This is a genomic window from Streptomyces sp. MJM8645 (assembly GCF_001625365.1).
Lineage (GTDB): Bacteria > Actinomycetota > Actinomycetes > Streptomycetales > Streptomycetaceae > Kitasatospora.
Window position 1 is genome coordinate 3,243,189 of record NZ_LJJF01000001.1, and the last position, 18,723, is coordinate 3,261,911.

Annotated in this window: 15 protein-coding genes and 1 tRNA gene; 4 read left to right on the forward strand and 12 right to left on the reverse strand. The window is 73.5% G+C overall.

Going from position 1 to position 18,723, the window contains the following annotated elements:
* Positions 1-38: 38 nt before the first annotated feature.
* Together A6F73_RS13735 and rsmI are read right to left on the reverse strand one after the other, a co-directional pair.
* The gene (locus A6F73_RS13735; protein ID WP_107452880.1) at positions 39-464 is read right to left on the reverse strand and encodes a hypothetical protein; all 426 of its coding nucleotides are present in this window, start codon (positions 462-464) and stop codon (positions 39-41) included.
* 287 nt (positions 465-751) lie between these two features.
* Positions 752-1,651, reverse strand: a complete 900-nt coding sequence (gene rsmI, locus A6F73_RS13740) for a 16S rRNA (cytidine(1402)-2'-O)-methyltransferase (protein ID WP_208869078.1) — start codon at positions 1,649-1,651, stop codon at positions 752-754.
* 106 nt (positions 1,652-1,757) lie between these two features.
* Here rsmI and A6F73_RS13745 point away from each other — a divergent pair, with 106 nt between their 5' ends.
* On the forward strand, positions 1,758-3,626 hold the full coding sequence (locus A6F73_RS13745; RefSeq protein ID WP_079135665.1) for a phospholipid carrier-dependent glycosyltransferase: 1,869 nt from the start codon (positions 1,758-1,760) through the stop codon (positions 3,624-3,626).
* 174 nt (positions 3,627-3,800) lie between these two features.
* Positions 3,801-5,567, forward strand: a complete 1,767-nt coding sequence (locus A6F73_RS13750) for a penicillin-binding transpeptidase domain-containing protein (RefSeq protein ID WP_063348069.1) — start codon at positions 3,801-3,803, stop codon at positions 5,565-5,567.
* Between the two features lie 25 nt (positions 5,568-5,592).
* On the opposite strand, the gene A6F73_RS13755 is transcribed toward A6F73_RS13750, so the two are convergent.
* The 6 genes from A6F73_RS13755 to A6F73_RS13780 form a co-directional block, all read right to left on the reverse strand.
* Positions 5,593-7,002 (reverse strand): glycosyltransferase 87 family protein, encoded by a 1,410-nt coding sequence (locus A6F73_RS13755; RefSeq protein WP_159398452.1) that lies wholly within the window; start codon positions 7,000-7,002, stop codon positions 5,593-5,595.
* A 124-nt stretch (positions 7,003-7,126) separates the two neighbouring features.
* Positions 7,127-8,626, reverse strand: a complete 1,500-nt coding sequence (locus A6F73_RS13760; protein WP_063348071.1) for an amino acid permease — start codon at positions 8,624-8,626, stop codon at positions 7,127-7,129.
* Between the two features lie 230 nt (positions 8,627-8,856).
* Entirely contained in the window at positions 8,857-10,377 is a 1,521-nt protein-coding gene (locus A6F73_RS13765) for a penicillin-binding transpeptidase domain-containing protein (protein WP_079135667.1), read from the reverse strand.
* Entirely contained in the window at positions 10,377-11,741 is a 1,365-nt protein-coding gene (locus A6F73_RS13770; protein WP_063348072.1) for an FtsW/RodA/SpoVE family cell cycle protein, read from the reverse strand. The genes A6F73_RS13765 and A6F73_RS13770 overlap by 1 nt, the downstream gene beginning before the upstream one ends.
* A gap of 187 nt (positions 11,742-11,928) precedes the next feature.
* Complete coding sequence (locus A6F73_RS13775; protein ID WP_063348073.1) at positions 11,929-12,627, reverse strand: hypothetical protein; 699 nt, start codon at positions 12,625-12,627, stop codon at positions 11,929-11,931.
* Positions 12,624-13,472, reverse strand: a complete 849-nt coding sequence (locus A6F73_RS13780; protein ID WP_063348074.1) for an ATP-binding cassette domain-containing protein — start codon at positions 13,470-13,472, stop codon at positions 12,624-12,626. The genes A6F73_RS13775 and A6F73_RS13780 overlap by 4 nt, the downstream gene beginning before the upstream one ends.
* Before the next feature lie 186 nt (positions 13,473-13,658).
* Between A6F73_RS13780 and A6F73_RS13785 the strand changes: the two genes are divergently transcribed.
* Positions 13,659-14,978, forward strand: coding sequence for a VWA domain-containing protein (locus A6F73_RS13785; RefSeq protein WP_063348075.1), 1,320 nt, complete (start codon positions 13,659-13,661; stop codon positions 14,976-14,978).
* A gap of 2 nt (positions 14,979-14,980) precedes the next feature.
* Positions 14,981-15,880, forward strand: coding sequence for a hypothetical protein (locus A6F73_RS13790; protein ID WP_063348076.1), 900 nt, complete (start codon positions 14,981-14,983; stop codon positions 15,878-15,880).
* A gap of 238 nt (positions 15,881-16,118) precedes the next feature.
* Here A6F73_RS13790 and A6F73_RS13795 read toward each other — a convergent pair.
* The 4 genes from A6F73_RS13795 to A6F73_RS13810 all read right to left on the reverse strand — a co-directional run bounded on the left by A6F73_RS13795 (position 16,119) and on the right by A6F73_RS13810 (position 18,690).
* Positions 16,119-16,192, reverse strand: a tRNA-Ala gene (locus A6F73_RS13795).
* Positions 16,193-16,274: 82 nt separating this feature from the next.
* The gene (gene glpR, locus A6F73_RS13800; RefSeq protein ID WP_063348077.1) at positions 16,275-17,414 is read right to left on the reverse strand and encodes a gephyrin-like molybdotransferase receptor GlpR; all 1,140 of its coding nucleotides are present in this window, start codon (positions 17,412-17,414) and stop codon (positions 16,275-16,277) included.
* A gap of 149 nt (positions 17,415-17,563) precedes the next feature.
* Complete coding sequence (locus tag A6F73_RS13805) at positions 17,564-18,190, reverse strand: GNAT family protein (protein WP_063348078.1); 627 nt, start codon at positions 18,188-18,190, stop codon at positions 17,564-17,566.
* A complete protein-coding gene (locus tag A6F73_RS13810) occupies positions 18,187-18,690 on the reverse strand; it encodes a MogA/MoaB family molybdenum cofactor biosynthesis protein (protein WP_063348079.1) in 504 nt (167 codons plus the stop codon). Before A6F73_RS13810 ends, A6F73_RS13805 begins: the two co-directional genes overlap by 4 nt.
* Positions 18,691-18,723: the final 33 nt, after the last annotated feature.

Sequence of the window (18,723 nt, forward strand, 5' to 3'; positions counted from 1 at the left end):
CCCCGGTGCGCCCCCGCGTGCGCTCCCGGTGTCGGCGGTCAGCCCAGCAGCCGCGACCAGAACCGGGCCCAGCGTCCGCGCGGCTTCACGGGGGCGGACACCGGGGGCGCCCCGGCCGGCTCGGCGTGCGCCGGGTAGCCGGGAGCGTGGTGCCAGGACTGGTCGGCGGTGGCGACCCGGCCCTCGCGCATGATCCGGACGGTGTGTCCGCCACACCCCGGGCAGGTCGGCTTGAGCAGCGGGGACGGTACCCGGACACCGTTGGCGTGGTATTCGAACACGACGTGCCCGTCCTTGCCGGCGTGGTGCTCGATGTCGTACGCCTGCTCCCAGCCGTACCCGCATCGCAGGCAGGCGAAGGAGTAGGCCTCCCGCACGGTCTCGACGGGAGTGTGCGGCCGTCCGGCCAGGCCGGGGGCGCTCAGCGCGTTGCCACCGAGGGGGCTACCGATCATCTCGCTCATAGCCGTCTCCCAGCGCCCGCCGGGCGCTCGCCCGGCTGGGTCTTTCCATTCCAGGAAATGCCCTGACGGCCTCGGCCGATGCCCTGCTTGTGAAGAGTTGGACGCGGGTTGGGAACTCCTATACGAAAGGCCTGGATCGTTCCGGAAACCGCGACCGAATCTTCAGCTCCGTGGGCGTTTACCGGGGCCTTCCCTCAAAGGTACGACTCCCCCGGAGTCACGCAACCCCCGGAATTCACCCCTCTTTCAGGGCCCCGTCCCGGCCGCCGCCGGGCCCGCTTCCGGCGCTACTTCCCGGCCCCCTTCGCGGCCCCGCCCCCGGCCTCGTTCTTCGCCTCGTTCTTGGCCTCGTTCTTGGCCGCCACCACCGCGTCGAACACCTCCCGCTTCGGCAGCGCGAGCTCCGCCGCGACGGCCGCGATGGCCTCCTTGCGGCGCTCCCCGGCCTCCTCCCGGACGGCCACCAGCCGGGCCAGCTCGGCGGGGGTGAGCTCCTGCGGCGCCGCCGGCGGGGCGCCCGCGACGACGACGGTGATCTCGCCCCTGACGCCTTCGGCGGCCCAGGCCGCCAGGTCGCCGAGGGGCCCGCGCTTCACCTCCTCGTACGTCTTGGTGAGCTCGCGGCAGACGGCGGCGGGCCGGTCGGCGCCGAACGCCTCGGCCATCGCGGCGAGCGCCTCGGCGATCCGGTGCGGCGCCTCGAAGAAGACCATGGTGCGCGGCTCGGCCGCGATCGAGGCGAGCTGCCGGGCCCGGTCGCCGGTCTTGCGCGGCAGGAAGCCCTCGAAGGTGAAGCGGTCGACGGGCAGGCCGGACAGCGCGAGCGCGGTGAGCACGGCGGACGGCCCGGGCACCGCGGTGACCTTGACGTCGGCCTCGACGGCGGCGGCGACCAGCCGGTAGCCGGGGTCCGAGACGGACGGCATGCCGGCGTCGGTGACCAGCAGCACCCGGGCGCCGCCGAGCAGTGCCTCGACCAGTTCGGGGGTGCGGCCGACCTCGTTGCCCTCGAAGTAGGAGACCACCCGCCCGGCCGGGGTCACCCCGAGCGCCTGGGTGAGCCGGCGCAGCCGCCGGGTGTCCTCGGCCGCGATCACGTCCGCCGTGGCCAGTTCGGTGAGCAGCCGGGGCGGGGCGTCCGAGACGTCGCCGATGGGGGTGCCTGCGAGAACGAGTACTCCTGTCACGGGCCCCATCCTTGCAGCTACCGCGGCCCGGGGGCTTTTGGTGACGATTCGGGCAGCTTCCGAGGGAGCGGTCACGTGTGCGAGAAGCGCCCCTACGATGTGGCGGATGAACGGCGACACGGCGGCTCGCACGCCCACTGGTACAGACCACACCGCGCAGGATGGCGGCGACGTGGCCGGCCTGCCGTCCTCCGCCGTCCCGGCTCCGCGGCCCGCCGACCAGGCCGGGAGCCCCGCGCAGCACGACCGACCCGACCAACCCGGCAGCCCCGATCAAGCCGGCAGCGCCGCGCGGAGCTGGCGCGAGCGGCTGGCCGGGTTCGGCTACGCCGGCCGCCCGGTGGCCCCGCTGGCCGAGCGCCTGGCCCCGCCGATGCCGGACGGCCCCGGGGTGACCCCGGCGGTGGTGCCCCCGTCGCCGCTGCTGCTGCGGCTGGGCGTGTCCGTGCCGCCGGCCGTGTGGTCGTGGCTGTGCCGCTGGTCCGGCTGGCTGGGCCCGATCGCGGTGGCGGTGTTCGCCGGGATCCTGCGCTTCACCAACCTCGGCCAGCCGCACGCGATCATCTTCGACGAGACGTACTACGCCAAGGACGCCTACGCGCTCTGGCACGGCGGCTACGAGATCAACTGGCCGGACGGCGCCAACGAGCAGATCATGACGCCCGGCGCGGCCGTCCCGTACCGCTCGACGGCGTCCTACGTGGTCCATCCGCCGGTGGGCAAGTGGATCATCGGCGCCGGCGAGATGCTGTTCGGCATGAACCCCTTCGGCTGGCGGTTCGCGGTGGCCCTGCTCGGCACGCTGTCGGTGCTGATGGTGGCCAGGATCGCCCGCCGGCTGTTCCGCTCGACCCTGCTGGGCTGCGTGGCCGGCCTGCTGCTCTCGGTGGACGGCCTGCACCTGGTGCTCAGCCGCGCCGCGCTGCTGGACCTGGTGGTGATGTTCTGGATCCTCGCCGCCTTCGGTTTCCTGCTGCTGGACCGCGACCGCACCCGGGCCCGGCTGGCCGACCGGCTCGGCGGGGTGGCGGACGCGGTGCTGGCGCAGCGGGCGAACCTGGGCTGGCGCCCGTACCGGATCGCGGCCGGCGTCTGCGTCGGCCTGACCTGCGCCACCAAGTGGAGCGGCCTGTACGTCGCGGCGGCCTTCGGCGTGATGACGGTCCTGTGGGACGTCGGCGCCCGCCGCCTGGCCGGGGCCCCGCGCCCGTACCTGGCGACGCTCGCCCGGGACGTGGTGCCGGCCTTCGTGTCGGTCGTGGTGGTGTCGCTGGTCGTCTACGTCACGTCCTGGTGGGGCTGGTTCGCCAGCAGCAACGTGCCGGGCAAGGGCGGCTGGGGCCGGGACTGGGCGGTCGGCCGCTCGACGGACTACCCGTGGATACCCGAGGGGCTGCGCGCCCTGTGGCACTACCACTCGACGGTCTACGACTTCCACACCCACCTGAGCGACCCGCACACCTACCAGTCGAACCCGTGGTCCTGGCTGGTGCTGGGCCGGCCTGTCTCGTTCTTCTACGAGTCCCCCAAGCAGGGCCAGAGCGGCTGCACGGCCGCCGAGTGCGCCCGCGAGGTGCTGGGCATCGGCACCCCGCTGCTGTGGTGGGCGGCCGTGGTGGCGCTGGTGTACTGCCTGTGGCGCTGGGTGGCGCGGCGGGACTGGCGGGCCGGAGCGGTGCTGTGCGGCCTGGCCGCCGGTTACCTGCCGTGGTTCGCCTACCAGCAGCGGACGATCTTCCTCTTCTACGCGGTGGTGTTCGTCCCGTTCCTGGTGCTCGCGGTGACCATGCTGGTCGGTGCGCTGATCGGGCCGCCGGGCGCCTCCCGGGACCGCCGGATCATCGGTTCGGCGGCGGCCGGGCTGCTGGTGCTGCTGATCGTGTGGAACTTCCTCTTCTTCTTCCCGCTGTTCACCGGGCAGACGATTCCGATGGACGACTGGCGCCAGCGGATGTGGTTCAACAGCTGGATCTGATCGACACCGCTGTTCCCTGAATCGTCCGTATGCGGTGCACGACACGTACCAGATCCGTCACAACTCGCGGGCATTTCGTCGGCGCACCGATCGGCGCTGCCTAGGGTGGGGGGAACAGCGTGTCCGGCCCCGGTCGGTTGCGCCCGTCCGGCAGACCCTTGGGGGAACAGCACCATGCGCAGAGGCGCGAAGATCGGCATCATCACCGGCGTCTCCGTCGCCGTGCTCGCAGGCGGTGGCTACGGGGCGTACAGCCTGATGGGCGGCTCGGACTCCGGATCGTCCTCGGCGAAGAAGCCCCGCACGGTGGTCGCCGAGCCGCCCTCGGCCGAGCAGGCGACCAACGGTGCGAAGGACTTCCTGGCGGCCTGGGCCGCCGGCGAGCTGGACAAGGCGGCCGCGCTGACGGACGACCCGGCCGCGGCCACCACCGCGCTGACGGCGTTCCGCGACCAGGTCAAGCCGAGCGCGCTGACCCTGGCCCCGGCCGGCCCGGCCACCCCGCAGGCCTTCGCCTCGGCCACCGGCACCCCCGCGCCGGCCAAGCCCTCCGCCGGAGCCTCGGCCACGCCGTCGGCGGGCGCGACCCCGGGTGCCACCGACTCGCCGTCGGCCTCCGCCTCGGCCGGCCCCGCCGGTGTGCTGATGGGCTTCAAGGCGCGCGCCGAGTTCGCCGGCACCAACCGGGTCTGGGACTACAACGGCTTCCTGAACGTCGTGAAGATGAGCGACAACACCCCGGCCGTGCACTGGGCGCCGACGGTGATCCACCCGCACCTGTCCGGCAACGAGACGATCGCCACCCAGCAGGTCTTCGCCCCGCCGTCCACCGTGGTGGACCGCAACGGCAAGCCGCTGCAGGGCGCCTCGCTCACCCCGGCGCTGCTGTCCACCCTCCAGGACAACGCCCACAAGCTGCTGCCGCCGGACCCGAACAAGGACCAGGACGCGGGCAGCGCGGTGGTGATCAGCGACCCGGCCGGTAAGGGGGCCACGGACAAGCTGTTCACCATCGTCGAGCCCAAGCCCGGCAAGCCGTTCAAGGTGACCATCGACAACACCATCCAGGCGGCGGCCGAGAAGGCGATGACGGACCTGGGCGGCAAGTCCGGATCCGTCGCCGCGATCGAGCCGAGCACCGGCCAGGTGCTGGCCTTCGCGAACGCGCCGGCCAACGGTCAGAACCGGGCCTTCACCGGCCTGCTCGCGCCCGGCTCGACGATGAAGATCGTCACCTCGACGGCGCTGCTGGAGGCCGGGGTCAACCCGGACACCGTGGTGGCCTGCCCGGAGAAGAGCAGCAACCCGGTCGCGATCCCGAACGACTTCCCGGGCGCCTTCCCCAACAACACGCTCCAGCAGGACTTCATGATGTCCTGCAACACGGCCTTCATCAACCAGGGCCTGACCAGCCTCAAGCCCGAGACGCTGTCCAGCACGGCCAAGGACGTGTTCGGCATCGGCCTGGAGTGGAAGACCGGCCTGCCGAACACCGACGGCAAGGTGCCGCCGACGCCGGGCAGCAAGGACGAACAGGCCATGAACTACATCGGCCAGGGCAAGGTCCAGATGAACCCGCTGGCCATCGCCTCGATCACCGCGACCGTCCAGAGCGGCGCGTTCAAGCAGCCGATCCTGGTCCCCGGCCTGCCGCAGCAGGCGGCGGCCCGCCAGATCGCGCCGGACGTCGCGGGCAAGCTGCGCGCAATGATGAACGCCACCGCCACCGGCGGCACGGCCAAGGACGTGATGGCCGGGATCACCGACAACGCGGGTGCCAAGACCGGCTCCGCCGAGGTCGCCGGCGCGTCCACCACCAACAGCTGGTTCACCGCCTTCCGCGGCAACATCGCGGTCGCCGCCGAGGTGCAGGGCGGCGGCCACGGCGTCGACGCGGCCGGCCCGGCCGTCGCCTCGCTGCTCAAGGCCGCGGGCCGCTAGAACAACCCGTCCGGACGGAGCCCGCTCAACCCCGTGGCAGGGCGGGCTCCGGTCTGCCCGGGAGCCGGTGCGGCGGGATCGGGCGCCGGCTGCTCCAGCGCCGGGCCGCCAGCCGCGGCCAGATCACCAGGACCACCGGCAGGGCGAGGTAGCCGAACCGCCCGGCCGGGGCGAGCATGAACGCGATCGCCAGCCCGGCGGCCAGCAGGTCGGCGGCCGCGATCGCGGACACCGGCGGCCGGGCGAGCAGCCAGATGGCCACCCCGATCCCGCCCATGGTCATCAGCGCCAGCGAGACGGAGTGCCCGGTCGGCCCGAAGCCGGCCAGCACCTTGCCGGGCAGCGGGCTGCCGGCCGGGGTGCGGATGGCGGTGAGCCCGAGCGGGAAGCGCACCACCTGCTCGCGCAGCGCGTCCGCCCTGGTCAGCACGGAGGGCAGGAGCACGGCCAGGCCGGTGCCGAGCGCGATCAAGGTGGTCCGGGCGGCGGGCCGGCGGCCGTACAGCCGCCACAGCAGCAGGGCGGCGACCGGCAGCGCCGGCCAGGCCGTCCACTTGAGGGTGCAGGCGAGGGCGAGCACCAGGCCGGCGCCGACGGTGCGGTCCCGCTCGGCGAGTGCCATGGCGAGGCAGCAGAGGCCGATCAGCGGCAGGTCCACCCCGCCGACGACGAGGGCCAGCGAGATCAGCGGCGAGGCGGTGAGCACGGCGAGCGGCAGCAGCGGCGCGCGCTCGCGGGTGGGCCGCAGCAGCCGCCAGCTGGCCAGCAGGCAGACCACGAAGGCCAGCGCGAACCAGATCCGGGCGTCCCCGGCGACCTGGGCGAGGTCGGAGCCGTCGCCCAGCAGTTGGCGCGGCATCCCGAACAGGGTCATGGCCGGCAGGTACGGGTTGTAGTCGGTGACCACCACCGGGTGCGGCAGGTACGGGCTGCCGGTGGTGAGCAGCAGGTGGGCCGAGCGTTCGACCACCATCACCTCGGACTGGTGGCGGCCCTGCACGGCGAGCAGGGCGAGCGGCGCGAGGACGGCCCCGGCGAGGGCGACCACGGCGGCGGCGCGGGCCGCGTAGCGGCGCGGCAGGGTGAGGCAGAGCAGCCCGGCCAGGACGTAGGCGGGGGCCGCGATGAAACCCCACATCCGCTGGTTGGGCAGGTCGGAGACGAGCGGGAAGGCGGCCGCCCAGCCGGCCGCGATCAGGCAGCCGAGCAGTTGGACGGTGCGCATCGAGGCGAGTCGGGCGGGATTCAGCCGATCGGGCGTGGGTGGGAACGTGCTCTCGCCACGCTGGCGGGGGAACGGCCGACTGGAGAAGCCGAGGGGCGGTCGTCCTGGTCCGGACGGCGCTGCGGCGGGGGTCGGCGGGGCCGGCGTTCTGCTGCGGCCGGTGAAGCGGCCGCGCGGGCGGGAGAAGCCGGGCGTGCGGGTGCTCACCATGGTGGAAGGTTATGGGTGGTGGCCGGGCCCTGTCGCCATGGCGTGGGGCACGTGGCGGGAGGTGGCATGAGGGGGGCCGCCGAGTGTCGTGGTCGGCGGCCCCTCATGTCTGGATTCGTCCGGCTCAGCTGTTGCGGTGGCCGGTGGAGCTGTCCGCCGCCGCGGCCTGTGCCTGCTGCTCCAGTTTGGAGTGCTTGATGCTGTAGCCGAAGTAGACGACCACGGCGACGGCGAGGGCGATCGCGCCGGCCCGGAAGGTGTCGGCGTGCAGGCCGGTGATCAGGTAGGCGCAGAAGGCGACGCTGAGCAGCGGGACGACCGGGTAGCCGGGGACCTTGAAGCCACGCGGCAGGTCGGGCTGGGTGCGGCGCAGGATGATCACGCCGATCGAGACGACCGAGAAGGCGATGAGCGTCCCGAGGCTGGTGATGTCGGCCAGCTCCTTCAGCGGGACGAAGGCGGCCAGCGCGCCGACGCCGAGGCCCACCACGAGGGTGTTCCAGACCGGGGTGCCGGTGCGCGGGGAGAGTTCGGCGAAGCGCTTGGGCAGCATGCCGTCGCGGCCCATGGAGTACAGGATGCGGGTCTGGCCGTAGATCACCACGAGGGTGATGCTGAAGATCGAGATGATCGCGCCGATCGCGAAGACGATCGAGGGCCAGGTCTGGCCGGTGATGTCCTGGAGGATCTGGGCGAGGCCGGCCTCCTGGCCCTCGAACTTCTGCCACGGCTGGGCGCCGATGCCGGCGAGGGCGACCAGGATGTAGAGCAGGGTCACCACGACCAGCGAGATGATGATCGCCAGCGGCAGGGTGCGGCGCGGATTCTTGACCTCCTCACCGGCGGTGGACACGGCGTCCAGGCCGATGAAGGAGAAGAAGATGCTGGACGCGGCGACCTGCACGCCGCCGATGCCGAGCGGCATGAACGGGGTCAGGTTGCCGGAGTGGAAGCCGGTGAGCGCGATGCCGACGAACAGCAGCAGGATCAGGATCTTGATCCCGACCATGGCCGCGTTGACCTTCACCGACTCGCTGACGCCGCGGGTGAGCAGCACGCAGACCATCGCGACCAGCAGCAGCGCCGGCAGGTTGAACCAGTGCGTGAGGTCCGGCGCGCCGGACAGCTGCTCCGGGATGGTGAAGCCGAAGGCCAGGTCGAAGAACTTGTTCAGGTACTCGGCCCAGCTCACCGCGATCGCGGAGGCGGAGACGCCGTACTCCATCAGCAGGCAGATGCCGACGCCGAACGCGACGCCCTCGCCGAGGGTGGCGTAGGCGTAGGAGTACGAGGATCCGGAGACCGGGATCGCGGAGGCCATCTCGGCGTAGCAGAGCGCGGTGAGTCCGGCGGTGACCGCGGCGAGCACGAAGGACAGGATGACGGCCGGTCCGGCCGAGGGCACCGCGCTGCTGAGCACGAAGAAGATGCCGGTGCCGATGGTGGCGCCGATGCCGATCGAGGACAGCTGCCAGAGGCCGATCGTGCGGCGCAGGTGGATGCCGGAGCGTCCGCCCTCCTCGGGCGCACCGGCCGGGAGGCCGTCCTGGCCCTCGCTCTCGGCGATGAGGGACGAGACGGGCTTGCGTCGCAGCAGACGCGCACCGAGAGAGTTGCTGGTCACAACTGCGGTCCTTCTGGGCGGGGGGAGGGTGTCCTGGCGGCCGGTCACTCGACGCGCCATGGGGTGTCATCGGGGACCAACCGAACAAAGATGGGACAGTACCCCGCGAAAGCACCAGTGTCGCAAACGAACAGTCCGGATCGGCGCATTGTACGAATTGGCGCATGAGCCTATACAAACCGGACACTTCGCAGACGGCGGATTCGCCGTCCAGCAGCTAAAGCAGCAGCTCAGCGGCCCAGCACCGCCCGCATCACCGAGCGGGCGATCGGCGCGGCCAACCCGCCGCCGGTGACGTCCGTGGCGTCACTGTCCGCGATCACCACGGCCACCGCCACCGGCGGCACCGCGTCCGAGCCGGCGGGCTTGGCCCAGGAGATGAACCAGGCGTACGGCGTCCCGCTGTTGTCCACCCCGTGCTGCGCGGTGCCGGTCTTCCCGCCGACCACCGCGCCGCCGATCCGGGCGTTGCCGCCGGTGCCGTTCTCCACCACGTCGGTCATCAGCTTCTGCACCTGCCCGGCCACCGCCGGGGTCATCGCCCGCCGGTACACGGCGGGTTTCATCAGCTGCACCGCGGTGCCGTCGCCCTTCGTCAGCTTGTCCACGAGTTGTGGGCGCATCACCGTCCCGTCGTTGGCGATCCCGGCCGCGACCATCGCCATCACCAGCGGGGTGGCCGCGGTGTCGAACTGCCCGATCGAGGAGAGCGCCACCTGCGACTGGTTCATCGTGGTGTCGAAGTTGGACCGGGCCGGGCGCACCGGCATGTCCAGCCTGGCGTCGTTGAAGCCGAAGTTCTCGGCCATCGCGACCATCGGGCCCAGCCCGGTCCGCACCCCGAGGTAGCCCAGCACGCTGTTGCAGCTGTAGACCATCGCGGTGTCCAGCGACTGGCCGGGCCGGTCGCATGCCGAGGTGTCGTTGACCAGCGGCGTGGTCGTCCCGGGCAGCACGTACGGGAACGGCGCGTCGGTCGGCGCATCGGGGTCGGTGACCACGCCGGCCGCGAGCGCGGCCGCCGCCGTGACCACCTTGAAGGTCGAGCCCGGCGGGTAGGTCTGGCGCAGCGCCCGGTTGAGCATCGGCTGGTCGGTGTCGGACTGCAGCCGGTTCCAGGCGGCCTGATCGGCCGCGGCGGAGCCGGCGAAGCTGCCCGGGTCGTAGGACGGCGTGCTGGCCAGGGCGAGGATCCGGCCGGTGGCCGGCTCGATCGCGGCCACCGCGCCCTTCTGGCTGCCGAGCCCGCGCACCGCGGCCTCCTGGGCGGCCCGGTTCAGGGTGGTGTAGACGTCCCCGCCGGGGTTCTGCCTGCGGGCGACGGCGTCCCAGACCGCCCAGCCGGCCAGCCTGCTGTCCGTCCCGGACAGCAGGTCGTCCTCGACCCCCTCCAGCTGGGTGTTGCCGTACGCCTGCGAGGCGAAGCCGGTGACGGCCGCGTACGTCGGGCCGTCGGTGTAGGTGCGCTTGTAGTCGTACCGGCCGCCGGTGGGCTCGGAGCCGGTCACGGTGTCCGCGCCGACCCGGATGTTGCCGCGCGGCTGCGAGTACCGCTCGATGGTGAGCCGCTGGTTGGCGGAGTTGTGGTTGAGGTCCTCGGCCTGGAACACCTGCACCCGGGTGGCCTGGACGCACAGCGCCGCGACCAGCAGCAGGCAGAAGACGCCCGCGCGGCGCCCGGTGACGGAGATGCCGGGCAGGCCCTGCGGCCCGTTGCCCCGGGCGCGCGGACGGGAGCGGGTGCGCGCCATCAGTCCTCCTCCGACCCGGACGCGGACGGGGCTGGGACCGGGGCCGGGGCCGGCCGGCGCGCGATGTCGCTCATCCGCACCAGCAACGCCACGATGATCCAGTTGGTGACCACCGAGGAGCCGCCCTGCGCGACGAACGGCAGCGTCATCCCGGTCAGCGGGATGAGGTCGAGCACCCCGCCGGCCACCACGAACACCTGGAGGCCGACGATCGCGGCCAGCCCGATCGCCAGCAGCCGCCCGAACGGGTCGCGCAGCGCGATGCCCGTCCGGAACCCCCGGGAGATCAGCAGCGCGTACAGCAGGAACACCGCGACGAGCCCGGTCAGGCCGAGTTCCTCGCCGATGGTGGCGAGGATGAAGTCCGACTTGGCGGCGAAGCCGATCAGCACCGAGTGCCCGTTGCCGAGCCCGGTGCCCAGTTCCCCTCCCCAGGCGAAGGCGAACAGCGACTGGGCGATCTGGTTGGCGCCCTTGCCCGCCGCGATCGAGCCCAGCGGGTCCAGCCAGTCCGTCACGCGGCTGTGCACGTGCGGCGAGAGCCAGCCCACCGTGGCCGCCCCGACCGTCGCCAGGGCCAGCCCGATCACGATCCACCCGGTGCGCGCGGTGGCCACGTACAGCATCACCACGAACAGGCCGAAGAACAGCAGCGAGGTGCCGAGGTCCGTCTCCAGCACCAGGACGCCGACGAACGCCGCCCAGATCAGCAGCACCGGCCCGAGCACCCGGCCGCGCGGCAGCTGCCAGCGCCAGACCCGGCGGCCGGTGAGCGCCAGCGCGTCCCGGTGCACCGCCAGGTAGGCGGCGAAGAAGACGGCCAGCAGGATCTTGGCGAACTCCCCCGGCTGGAAGGACAGCGGCCCGATGACGATCCAGATCCGCGAGCCGTACACCGGGGGGAAGAAGATCGGCAGCACCAGCAGGACCAGCGCCACCAGCGCCCCGAGGTAGGCGTACCGCTGCAGCCGCCGGTGGTCGCGCACCAGCAGCACGACCGCGATGAACAGCGCCACCCCCAGGCTCGACCAGAGCAGCTGGGTGGAGGCCGCGCCGGCGCCCGAGGTGGCGCGGTCCAGCCGGTAGATCACCACCAGCCCGATCCCGTTGAGCAGCACCGCGATCGGCAGCAGCAGCGGGTCCGCGTACCGGGCCCGCCGACGGACCACGGCGTGCGCCAGCAGGGCGAGCACGCCGAGCGCGGCGCCGTACTCGGCCGCGCCGGCCGGCACCCTGCCGTCCAGGTTGACGCCGACCTCGACGTAGCCGAACACGGCGATCAGCACGGCGGCCAGGACCAGCAGCAGCTCGGTGGTGCGCCTGGTCGGCACCGGCCGGCTCGGCCGGGCTGCGGTTCTCGTCACGGCGGGGGGTGTCGCCACGGACCGTCCTGGGGGTCGCGGGGAGCCGGAGCGCTGTTCCGGGGGGATGCCAATCGGGATGGACCGGCGACACGAAGCCGGTTCACCCAGGTTCGTCACCCTAACGAGCACTATCCATATTTATCGGCTTTTTGCTGCGGTGTGTCCGCTCTTGGCGTGAATCCTCCGCTCACTCGGGCCGCCGTCCGGCCAACGCCGCCGCCCCGGCCGCCGCCGCCCCGGCCGCCGCCGCGGCCAGCAGGACGGCGGCGAGCGGCAGTTCCGCCCACGGCACGGCGACCCGGCCGGTGCGGGCCGCGGAAACCAGACCGCGGACCGCCGCGTTGGCCGGCGAGAGCGGCGCCACCAGCTCCAGCGCGGCCAGCACCAGCGCCACCGCGATGCCGTACTGCGGCCGCGCCAGCACCGGCCGGTTCGCCAGCGCCCCGGCCGCCACCCCCAGCAGCACGCACACCACCGCGGCCGACGCCCCGGCCGCCAGCGCCGGTCCGGCCGGCGGCTGCCGCTCCACCCCCGGGTTGGCCACCGTCCCGCTCAGCCACCACAGCGCCGCCACCTCGGCCGCCGCCAGCGCCAGCCCGGCCGTCAGCGCCGCCAGCAGCGCGCCCAGGTGCACCCGCAGCGGCCCCGCCGCCGCGACCAGGCAGGCCCGCGAGGCCGGCGGCTCCGCCCCGAGCACGCTGCGCACGTACCAGGCGCTCACCGGCAGCAGCACGGCCGCGCCGTAGCCGAGGTCACCCAGCAGCGGGTTGCCCGCCGACACGCCCACCACCAGCAGCAGCGCGTACCCCAGGAACGGCGGCAGCCAGGCGTGCGAGCGCACCAGCAGTTCCAGGTGGTACCGGGTCAGCGCTCCGAGCTGCCTCACCGCTGCCCCTCCCGCTGCCGTACCGCCAGCACCCGGACGACCGGGCGGCCGAGCAGCAGCCGGCGCAGCAGCGCGTCCGTGTGCGCGGCCGGCACGGTCAGCCGCACGACCGTGCCGGCCAGCGGGGTGAGCCGCGGCGCCCCGGGCAGCCGGGGCGGCAGCGGGGTGCCGTCCGGGACGTCCACCTCGACCTCCATCGTCGGGCCGCCGCCGTCCGGCGCGGGCCCCGCCTCCTCGGCGGGCCGCAGCGCGCCGTCCGCGCCGACCCGGTAGGCGGCGCTGGTCAGCCCGGCCAGCCGGGCCGGGTCGTGGTCGACGAACAGCACCGCCCCGCCGTCCGCCGCCCGCTCGGCGGCCGCCTCGTCCAGCACCGCCCTGGCGTCGGGGTCGAGCCCGGTCCACGCCTCGTCCAGCAGCAGGACCGGGGCCTCCGCGAGCAGCGCCTGCGCGACCGCGACCTTCTGGCAGGTGCCCTTCGACAGCCGGCTCAGCGGCGTGCCCGCCCGGTCCGCGATGCCGAAGCGGTCCAGCCAGTCCCCGGCCCGCCGCCGCGCCCGCTCGGCCGACAGCCCGTGCACCCGGCCCACCCGCAGCAGGTACGAGGCGGCGTCGAACGGCAGCGCGGGCGGGAAGCGTTCTGGCACGTACGCGGCACCGCCCGGGCGGGCCACCCGCCCGGCGGTCGGCCGCTCGATCCCGGCCGCCAGCCGGAGCAGCGTCGACTTGCCGCTCCCGTTCGCCCCGGCGATCCGCACCAACTCCCCCGGCCCGACCGCGAGATCGACCCCGCACAGGACCCACCGCCCGCGCCGCCCGTACCGTTTGCCGACCCCCGTCAGCTCCACCGCGCCCCCACTCCCGCCCGGACTCGCACGAAACCCGCACGGAAGGCTATCCAGCCCGGGTAGGGCGGACGTAAGTCCTCGCAGCCCCGACGGCCTTTCCATGCACCGGAGTTCACGCCGCGGCGGGGTGACGCACGATCCGGTCTCGTTTGGCCATCGCGAACTGATGATCCCTAGGATCACCGGGTGACTACCGGACGACGACCAAAGACCAGGCTCGGCAGCCTGCTGGGCGCCCTGGCGATAACGGGCGCCTCGCTGCTCATCGGCCTGCCCGCCCACGCCGACGAACCATCAGCCGGAGCCGCCGCGCCCAAGGAGGCCCCCAGGGTCGACCTCGTCCTGGACGTCAGCGGCTCCATGAACGAGCGGGACATCCAGGGCAAGAGCCGGATCTCGGTGGCCCAGCAGTCGCTGAACGACGTGATCGACGCGCTGCCCGCGGAGACCGAGTTCGGCATCCGCACCCTGGGCGCGAACTACCCCGGCAACGACAAGACCCAGGGCTGCCAGGACACCAAGCAGCTGTACCCGGTCGGCAAGACCAACAAGGTCGAGGCCAAGACCGCCATCGCCACCCTGCGGCCCACCGGCTGGACCCCGATCGGCCTGGCCCTGCGCGGCGCGGCCCAGGACCTCGGCAAGGGCGAGACCACCCGCCGGGTGGTGCTGATCACCGACGGCGAGGACACCTGCACCCCGCCGGACCCCTGCGACGTCGCCCGTGAACTCGCCTCCCAGGGCATCCACCTGGTCGTCGACACCCTCGGCCTGGCCCACGACGACAAGACCCGCCAGCAGCTGCTCTGCATCGCCAACGCGACCGGCGGCACCTACACCGACGTCCGCACCCAGGAGCAGCTCACCGACAAGGTGAAGCAGCTGGTCGACCGCTCCAACGACACCTACGCGGCCACCCCGGTGAAGACCTCCGGCGCCGACAAGTGCGAGAGCGCCCCGGTGCTCGCCCCGGGCGTGTACAGCGACCGCGAGAAGTTCTCCGAGCACCGCGTCTACAAGGTCCCGGTCAAGTCCGGCCAGGAGCTGCGCGCCTCGGTCAGCGTCGGCCTGGACCGCGCGGTGGCCCGGGACTACGGCGTCCTGCTGCAGGCCACCAGCGCGACCGGCCAGGAGCTGGTCCGCGGCACCGACGCCGGCAGCAGCCGCACCGACGTGATCTCCACCGGCCTGCGCTGGTCCACCAGCGACTCCAAGGGCTACATCACCACCGGCCCGACCTCCTCGTCGAGCGCCAAGCCGGAGACCACCGTCTGCCTGGTCGTCAGCAACTCGCTGGCCCCGCAGGCCGGCGTCCAGGCCGACCCCGGCCTGCCGCTGGAGCTGACCGTCGACCTGGCCACCGCCTCGTCCGCCCCTGAGGGTGCGGCGATGGGCCTGGGCCGCGGCTGGATCCTGCTGCTCACCCTCACCCTCGCCGGGCTGCTGTTCGGCCTGGTGTTCGGCTGGATCGCCCGCTGGCGGATCTCTGTCTGGCGGGAGAACTGACCATGCGACCGACCACACGATCGACCACGCGCACGACCCTTCGCGGCGCCCTCGCCGCCCTCGCCCTGCTGCCCGCCCTCGCGCTGGCCGCCCCGGCCGCCTCCGCCGCCTCCCCCTCGCCCTCGGCGAGCGCGAGCGGCGCCCCGGCCCCGGCCACCAAGGCCGGCACCTCCTTCCTGACCGCGACCAACCTCTCCCCCGGCCAGGACGCCAACGTCGCCGCCTCCACCGGTGACTACCTGTACTGGGCGTTCGGCGCCTCCGAGGGCCAGACCCCGACGATCGGCCTGACCGTCAACCTGGCCCCCGCGACCGACCGGCACGGCCCGCAGACCTGGTCCGCCGAGGTCTTCGACGGGCTCCGCCGCCGCCAGTCCTGCACCGCCGGCACCCAGAACGCCACCGGCGACCAGAACACCGGCACGCTCACGCTGAGCTGCACCCTGCGTGAGATCCGCTCCTGGGCCGAGCCGTGGTCCGGCGACCCGCTGCCCGGCACCTACTACGTGCGGCTCTCGGTCAGCGACGTCCCGCAGCCCGACCTGGGCCTGGCCACCTCCGTCCAGCTGCACGTCAGCGCCAAGGGCAACGCGGACAACGCCCAGCCGGAGGGCGGCGAGCTCAAGGCCCCGCTGGTCCCGCCGGCCGGCGGCGGCGCCAGCACCGCCAAGGCGGCCGCCCCGGTGGCGGCCGAGGAGCACTGGTACACCGGCTGGTTCTCCGGCTGGAACAGCCGCTGGTACTGGACCATCGGCGGCGGCGCCCTGGCCGCCCTGGCAGGCGTCCTGGGCTACAACCTGACCCGGCACCCGCGCGGCTACCGCCCGCCCCGCTACGGCGCCGTCCCGCCGCAGTCCGGCGCCCCCCAGCCCGGCCCCTACGCCGGCTCCCAGCGCCCCTGACCCACCCCGCCCCACCCCGAGGGCCGGCCGGATTCCCCCGGCCGGCCCTCGGCCGTTCCCACTCCCGTTTCCGCTCCTGCTCCGGCTCCCGCTCCCGTCCGCGACCGACCGTCAGTTCACCGGCCCACCCCGCCGTGACGGTCGTCACACGGCCAACTCCCGCACCCGCGCGCCGGATCGACCCCGGACAACGCAGAAGCCCCGCCCGGTCTGACGACCGGGCGGGGCTTCTGTTGGGTGGAGCTGAGGGGATTCGAACCCCTGACCCCCTCGATGCGAACGAGGTGCGCTACCGGACTGCGCCACAGCCCCAACGAGAAGAAACTCTAGCACCTTCCGGAGGGGGTCCGTGACCACCCCCGGGGATGCGGTGCTGGTCCGGGGGCCGGGGAGGTCACTCGTTGGCCGCGCGGGGGCGGGCGTCGGGGGCCGACGGTTCGGCGTACTGGTCGAACAGCGGGGTGTTGCGGGCGGACTCGGCGGGGCGGCCCGCGGTCCAGGTGCCGGGGGCCGTCAGGTCGAGGCCGCGGGAGACCCGGGGGGCGACCGGCGCCGTGACGTACGTCGGCAGCGGGACGGGCACCGGTTCCCAGGAGTCCGGGCCGGCCGCTCCGCGCTCGCGCATGCCGTCGACCCATTCCTCGTGCTCGGTCGCCTCGGCCACCGCTGAGGCGGACGGCGCCGAGGCGGACGGCGCGGAGACGGCGGCCTCGCCGGGGTCGGCGGCCAGCCGCAGGTGCGGGCGGCGTCCGGCCCGCCCCTCGGCGGCCGGGGCCTGGGCACGAGCCGGGGCGTGGGCCCGGACGTGGGGCTGGGTGTGGACCTGGGTGTGGGCCTGGGTGTCGACGGCCTCGGCGGGGACGCTCCGGGCCGCGGCGCGCTGCTGCTCGCGCTTGCGCAGCCGCTCGGCCGCCTGGGCGGCCCGGGCACGGTCGAGCTTCACCTCGTAGCGCTGGCGCTCCAGCTTGCGCAGGTGGCCGATGTACAGGGTGAGGAGGGTCGCCGGGACGGCCGGGACCCAGAGGAAGGCCAGTCCGGCCACCGCCGCGACCACGGCGCCGAGCGCGAAGGCCAGGAAGAGGGCGGTGACCATCCGGCGCCGGCGGGCCAGCAGCCGGGCCCGGCGCTGCGCCCCGCCGTGCGGCGCGGAGCCCGGACGCTCTCCCCGGGCACCCCGCTCGGGCGAGGGCGCGGTCGCGGACACCGGCACCGGCGCGGGTGGAGGCTCGACGGAGGCCGAGGACTCGGGCTCCACGACGGGCGGCGCGGAGTCCGCCGCGGGGTCGCCTGAGGCGGCCCCGTCCCGTCCGGGAGGGCCGTCGCTGCTGTGCTCGTCGTCACGCGGTTCGTCGCCCAGGGCCCGGGCTGCCCGCCGCTCCAGCCCCGAACGCCCGGCCAGCAGGCGGATGGCGGTGCTGAAGCGCTCCGTCGGGCGCGCCTCGTTGAGTTCGTCCTGCCTGCGGAGCCACATCGGCACCAGATAGGCGGCCCAGGCCCCTACGATGACGGCGTAGATAAGGCCGCTACTGCTCACGACCCACACCGTACGGGCGCCGGGAAGGCCTGGCAGCAATTTGGCTCGGCGTGTCGTGTGATCAAGCTGATTCTCCGACTATTTTGCCGGTATTTGTGCCAGTCCGCCGTCGCGGCGATGCCATATCGATATTTGATTCGAACATATATTCAATTACTTGACCCGTGACCTGAACTGATCGACCGCCAGCGTTCCAGCATCCCCTCCGGCACCTCCTCGGCGGTCAGCGCGTACACCAGGTGGTCCTGCCAGGCGCCGTCGATGTGGAGATAGCGCGGGCGGATTCCCTCCGAGCGGAAGCCGAGCTTTTCCACCACCCGGCGGCTCGGGCCGTTCTCCGGGCGGATGCAGACCTCGATCCGGTGCAGGCCGAGGGTGCGGAAACAGTGGTTGACGGAAAGCGCCACGGCCGTCGGCATGATGCCCCGGCCGGCCACCGCCTCGTCGATCCAGTACCCGACGTTCGCCGAGCACATCGAGCCCCAGGTGATGCCGCCGACGGTCAGCTGGCCCACCAGCTGGCCCTTGTAGAGCACGACGAAGGGCAGCATCCGCCCGGCCGAGCCCTCACCGCGCAGGAAGCGCACCATCTGCCGGAACGTCGGGCGCGGCCCGGCGGCCTGCCCGGCCGGACCGGGCGGGACGGTCGCCTCCCAGCGGCGCAGCCAGTCCCGGTTGCGGAGGCTGACCTCCTGCCACTCGCGCTGGTCGCGGGCCCGGATCGGGCGCAGCACGACCTCCCCCTCGTGGAGTTCTACCGGCCAGCCGGCGTTCAGTGCGCTCTCCCGGAAGCTGGTGCGTCCGGCCGGGGGTGGTCCCCGCCGCCGAGCTGGTCGACGGCGTGGGCGAGCAGCGGTTCGAGGACGGCCAGGCCGTCCTTGACGCCGCCGGTCGAGCCCGGCAGGTTGACGATCAGGGTACGTCCGGCGAGCCCGGCCAGCCCGCGGGAGAGCGCCGAGGTCGGGACCTTCTCCCGGCCGTACGCGCGGATGGACTCGGCGATGCCGGGGACCTGCCGGTCGATCACCCGGGCGGTCATCTCCGGGGTGAGGTCCATCGGCGAGATGCCGGTGCCGCCGGTGGTGAGCACGACGTCGTAGCCGGCCGCGACGGCCTCGCGCAGGACGGCCTCCACCGGCTCGCCGTCCGGGACGACCCGGGGGCCGTCGGCGGTGAAGCCCATCGCGGTCAGACCGGCCACCAGCAGCGGGCCGCCCCTGTCCTCGTAGACGCCGGCCGAGGCCCGGTTGGAGACCGTTACCGCAAGCGCCCTCATGCGCCCGCCCCCTCGATGGTGAACCCGTTCCGC

Coding starts and splice junctions, on each gene's coding strand:
- A6F73_RS13790 (WP_063348076.1), top strand. CDS start 14,981: ATGCGACCGACCACACGATCGACCACGCGCACGACCCTTCGCGGCGCC.
- A6F73_RS13765 (WP_079135667.1), bottom strand. CDS start 10,377: ATGGCGCGCACCCGCTCCCGTCCGCGCGCCCGGGGCAACGGGCCGCAG.
- A6F73_RS13745 (WP_079135665.1), top strand. CDS start 1,758: ATGAACGGCGACACGGCGGCTCGCACGCCCACTGGTACAGACCACACC.
- A6F73_RS13755 (WP_159398452.1), bottom strand. CDS start 7,002: ATGGTGAGCACCCGCACGCCCGGCTTCTCCCGCCCGCGCGGCCGCTTC.
- A6F73_RS13810 (WP_063348079.1), bottom strand. CDS start 18,690: ATGAGGGCGCTTGCGGTAACGGTCTCCAACCGGGCCTCGGCCGGCGTC.
- A6F73_RS13750 (WP_063348069.1), top strand. CDS start 3,801: ATGCGCAGAGGCGCGAAGATCGGCATCATCACCGGCGTCTCCGTCGCC.
- A6F73_RS13735 (WP_107452880.1), bottom strand. CDS start 464: ATGAGCGAGATGATCGGTAGCCCCCTCGGTGGCAACGCGCTGAGCGCC.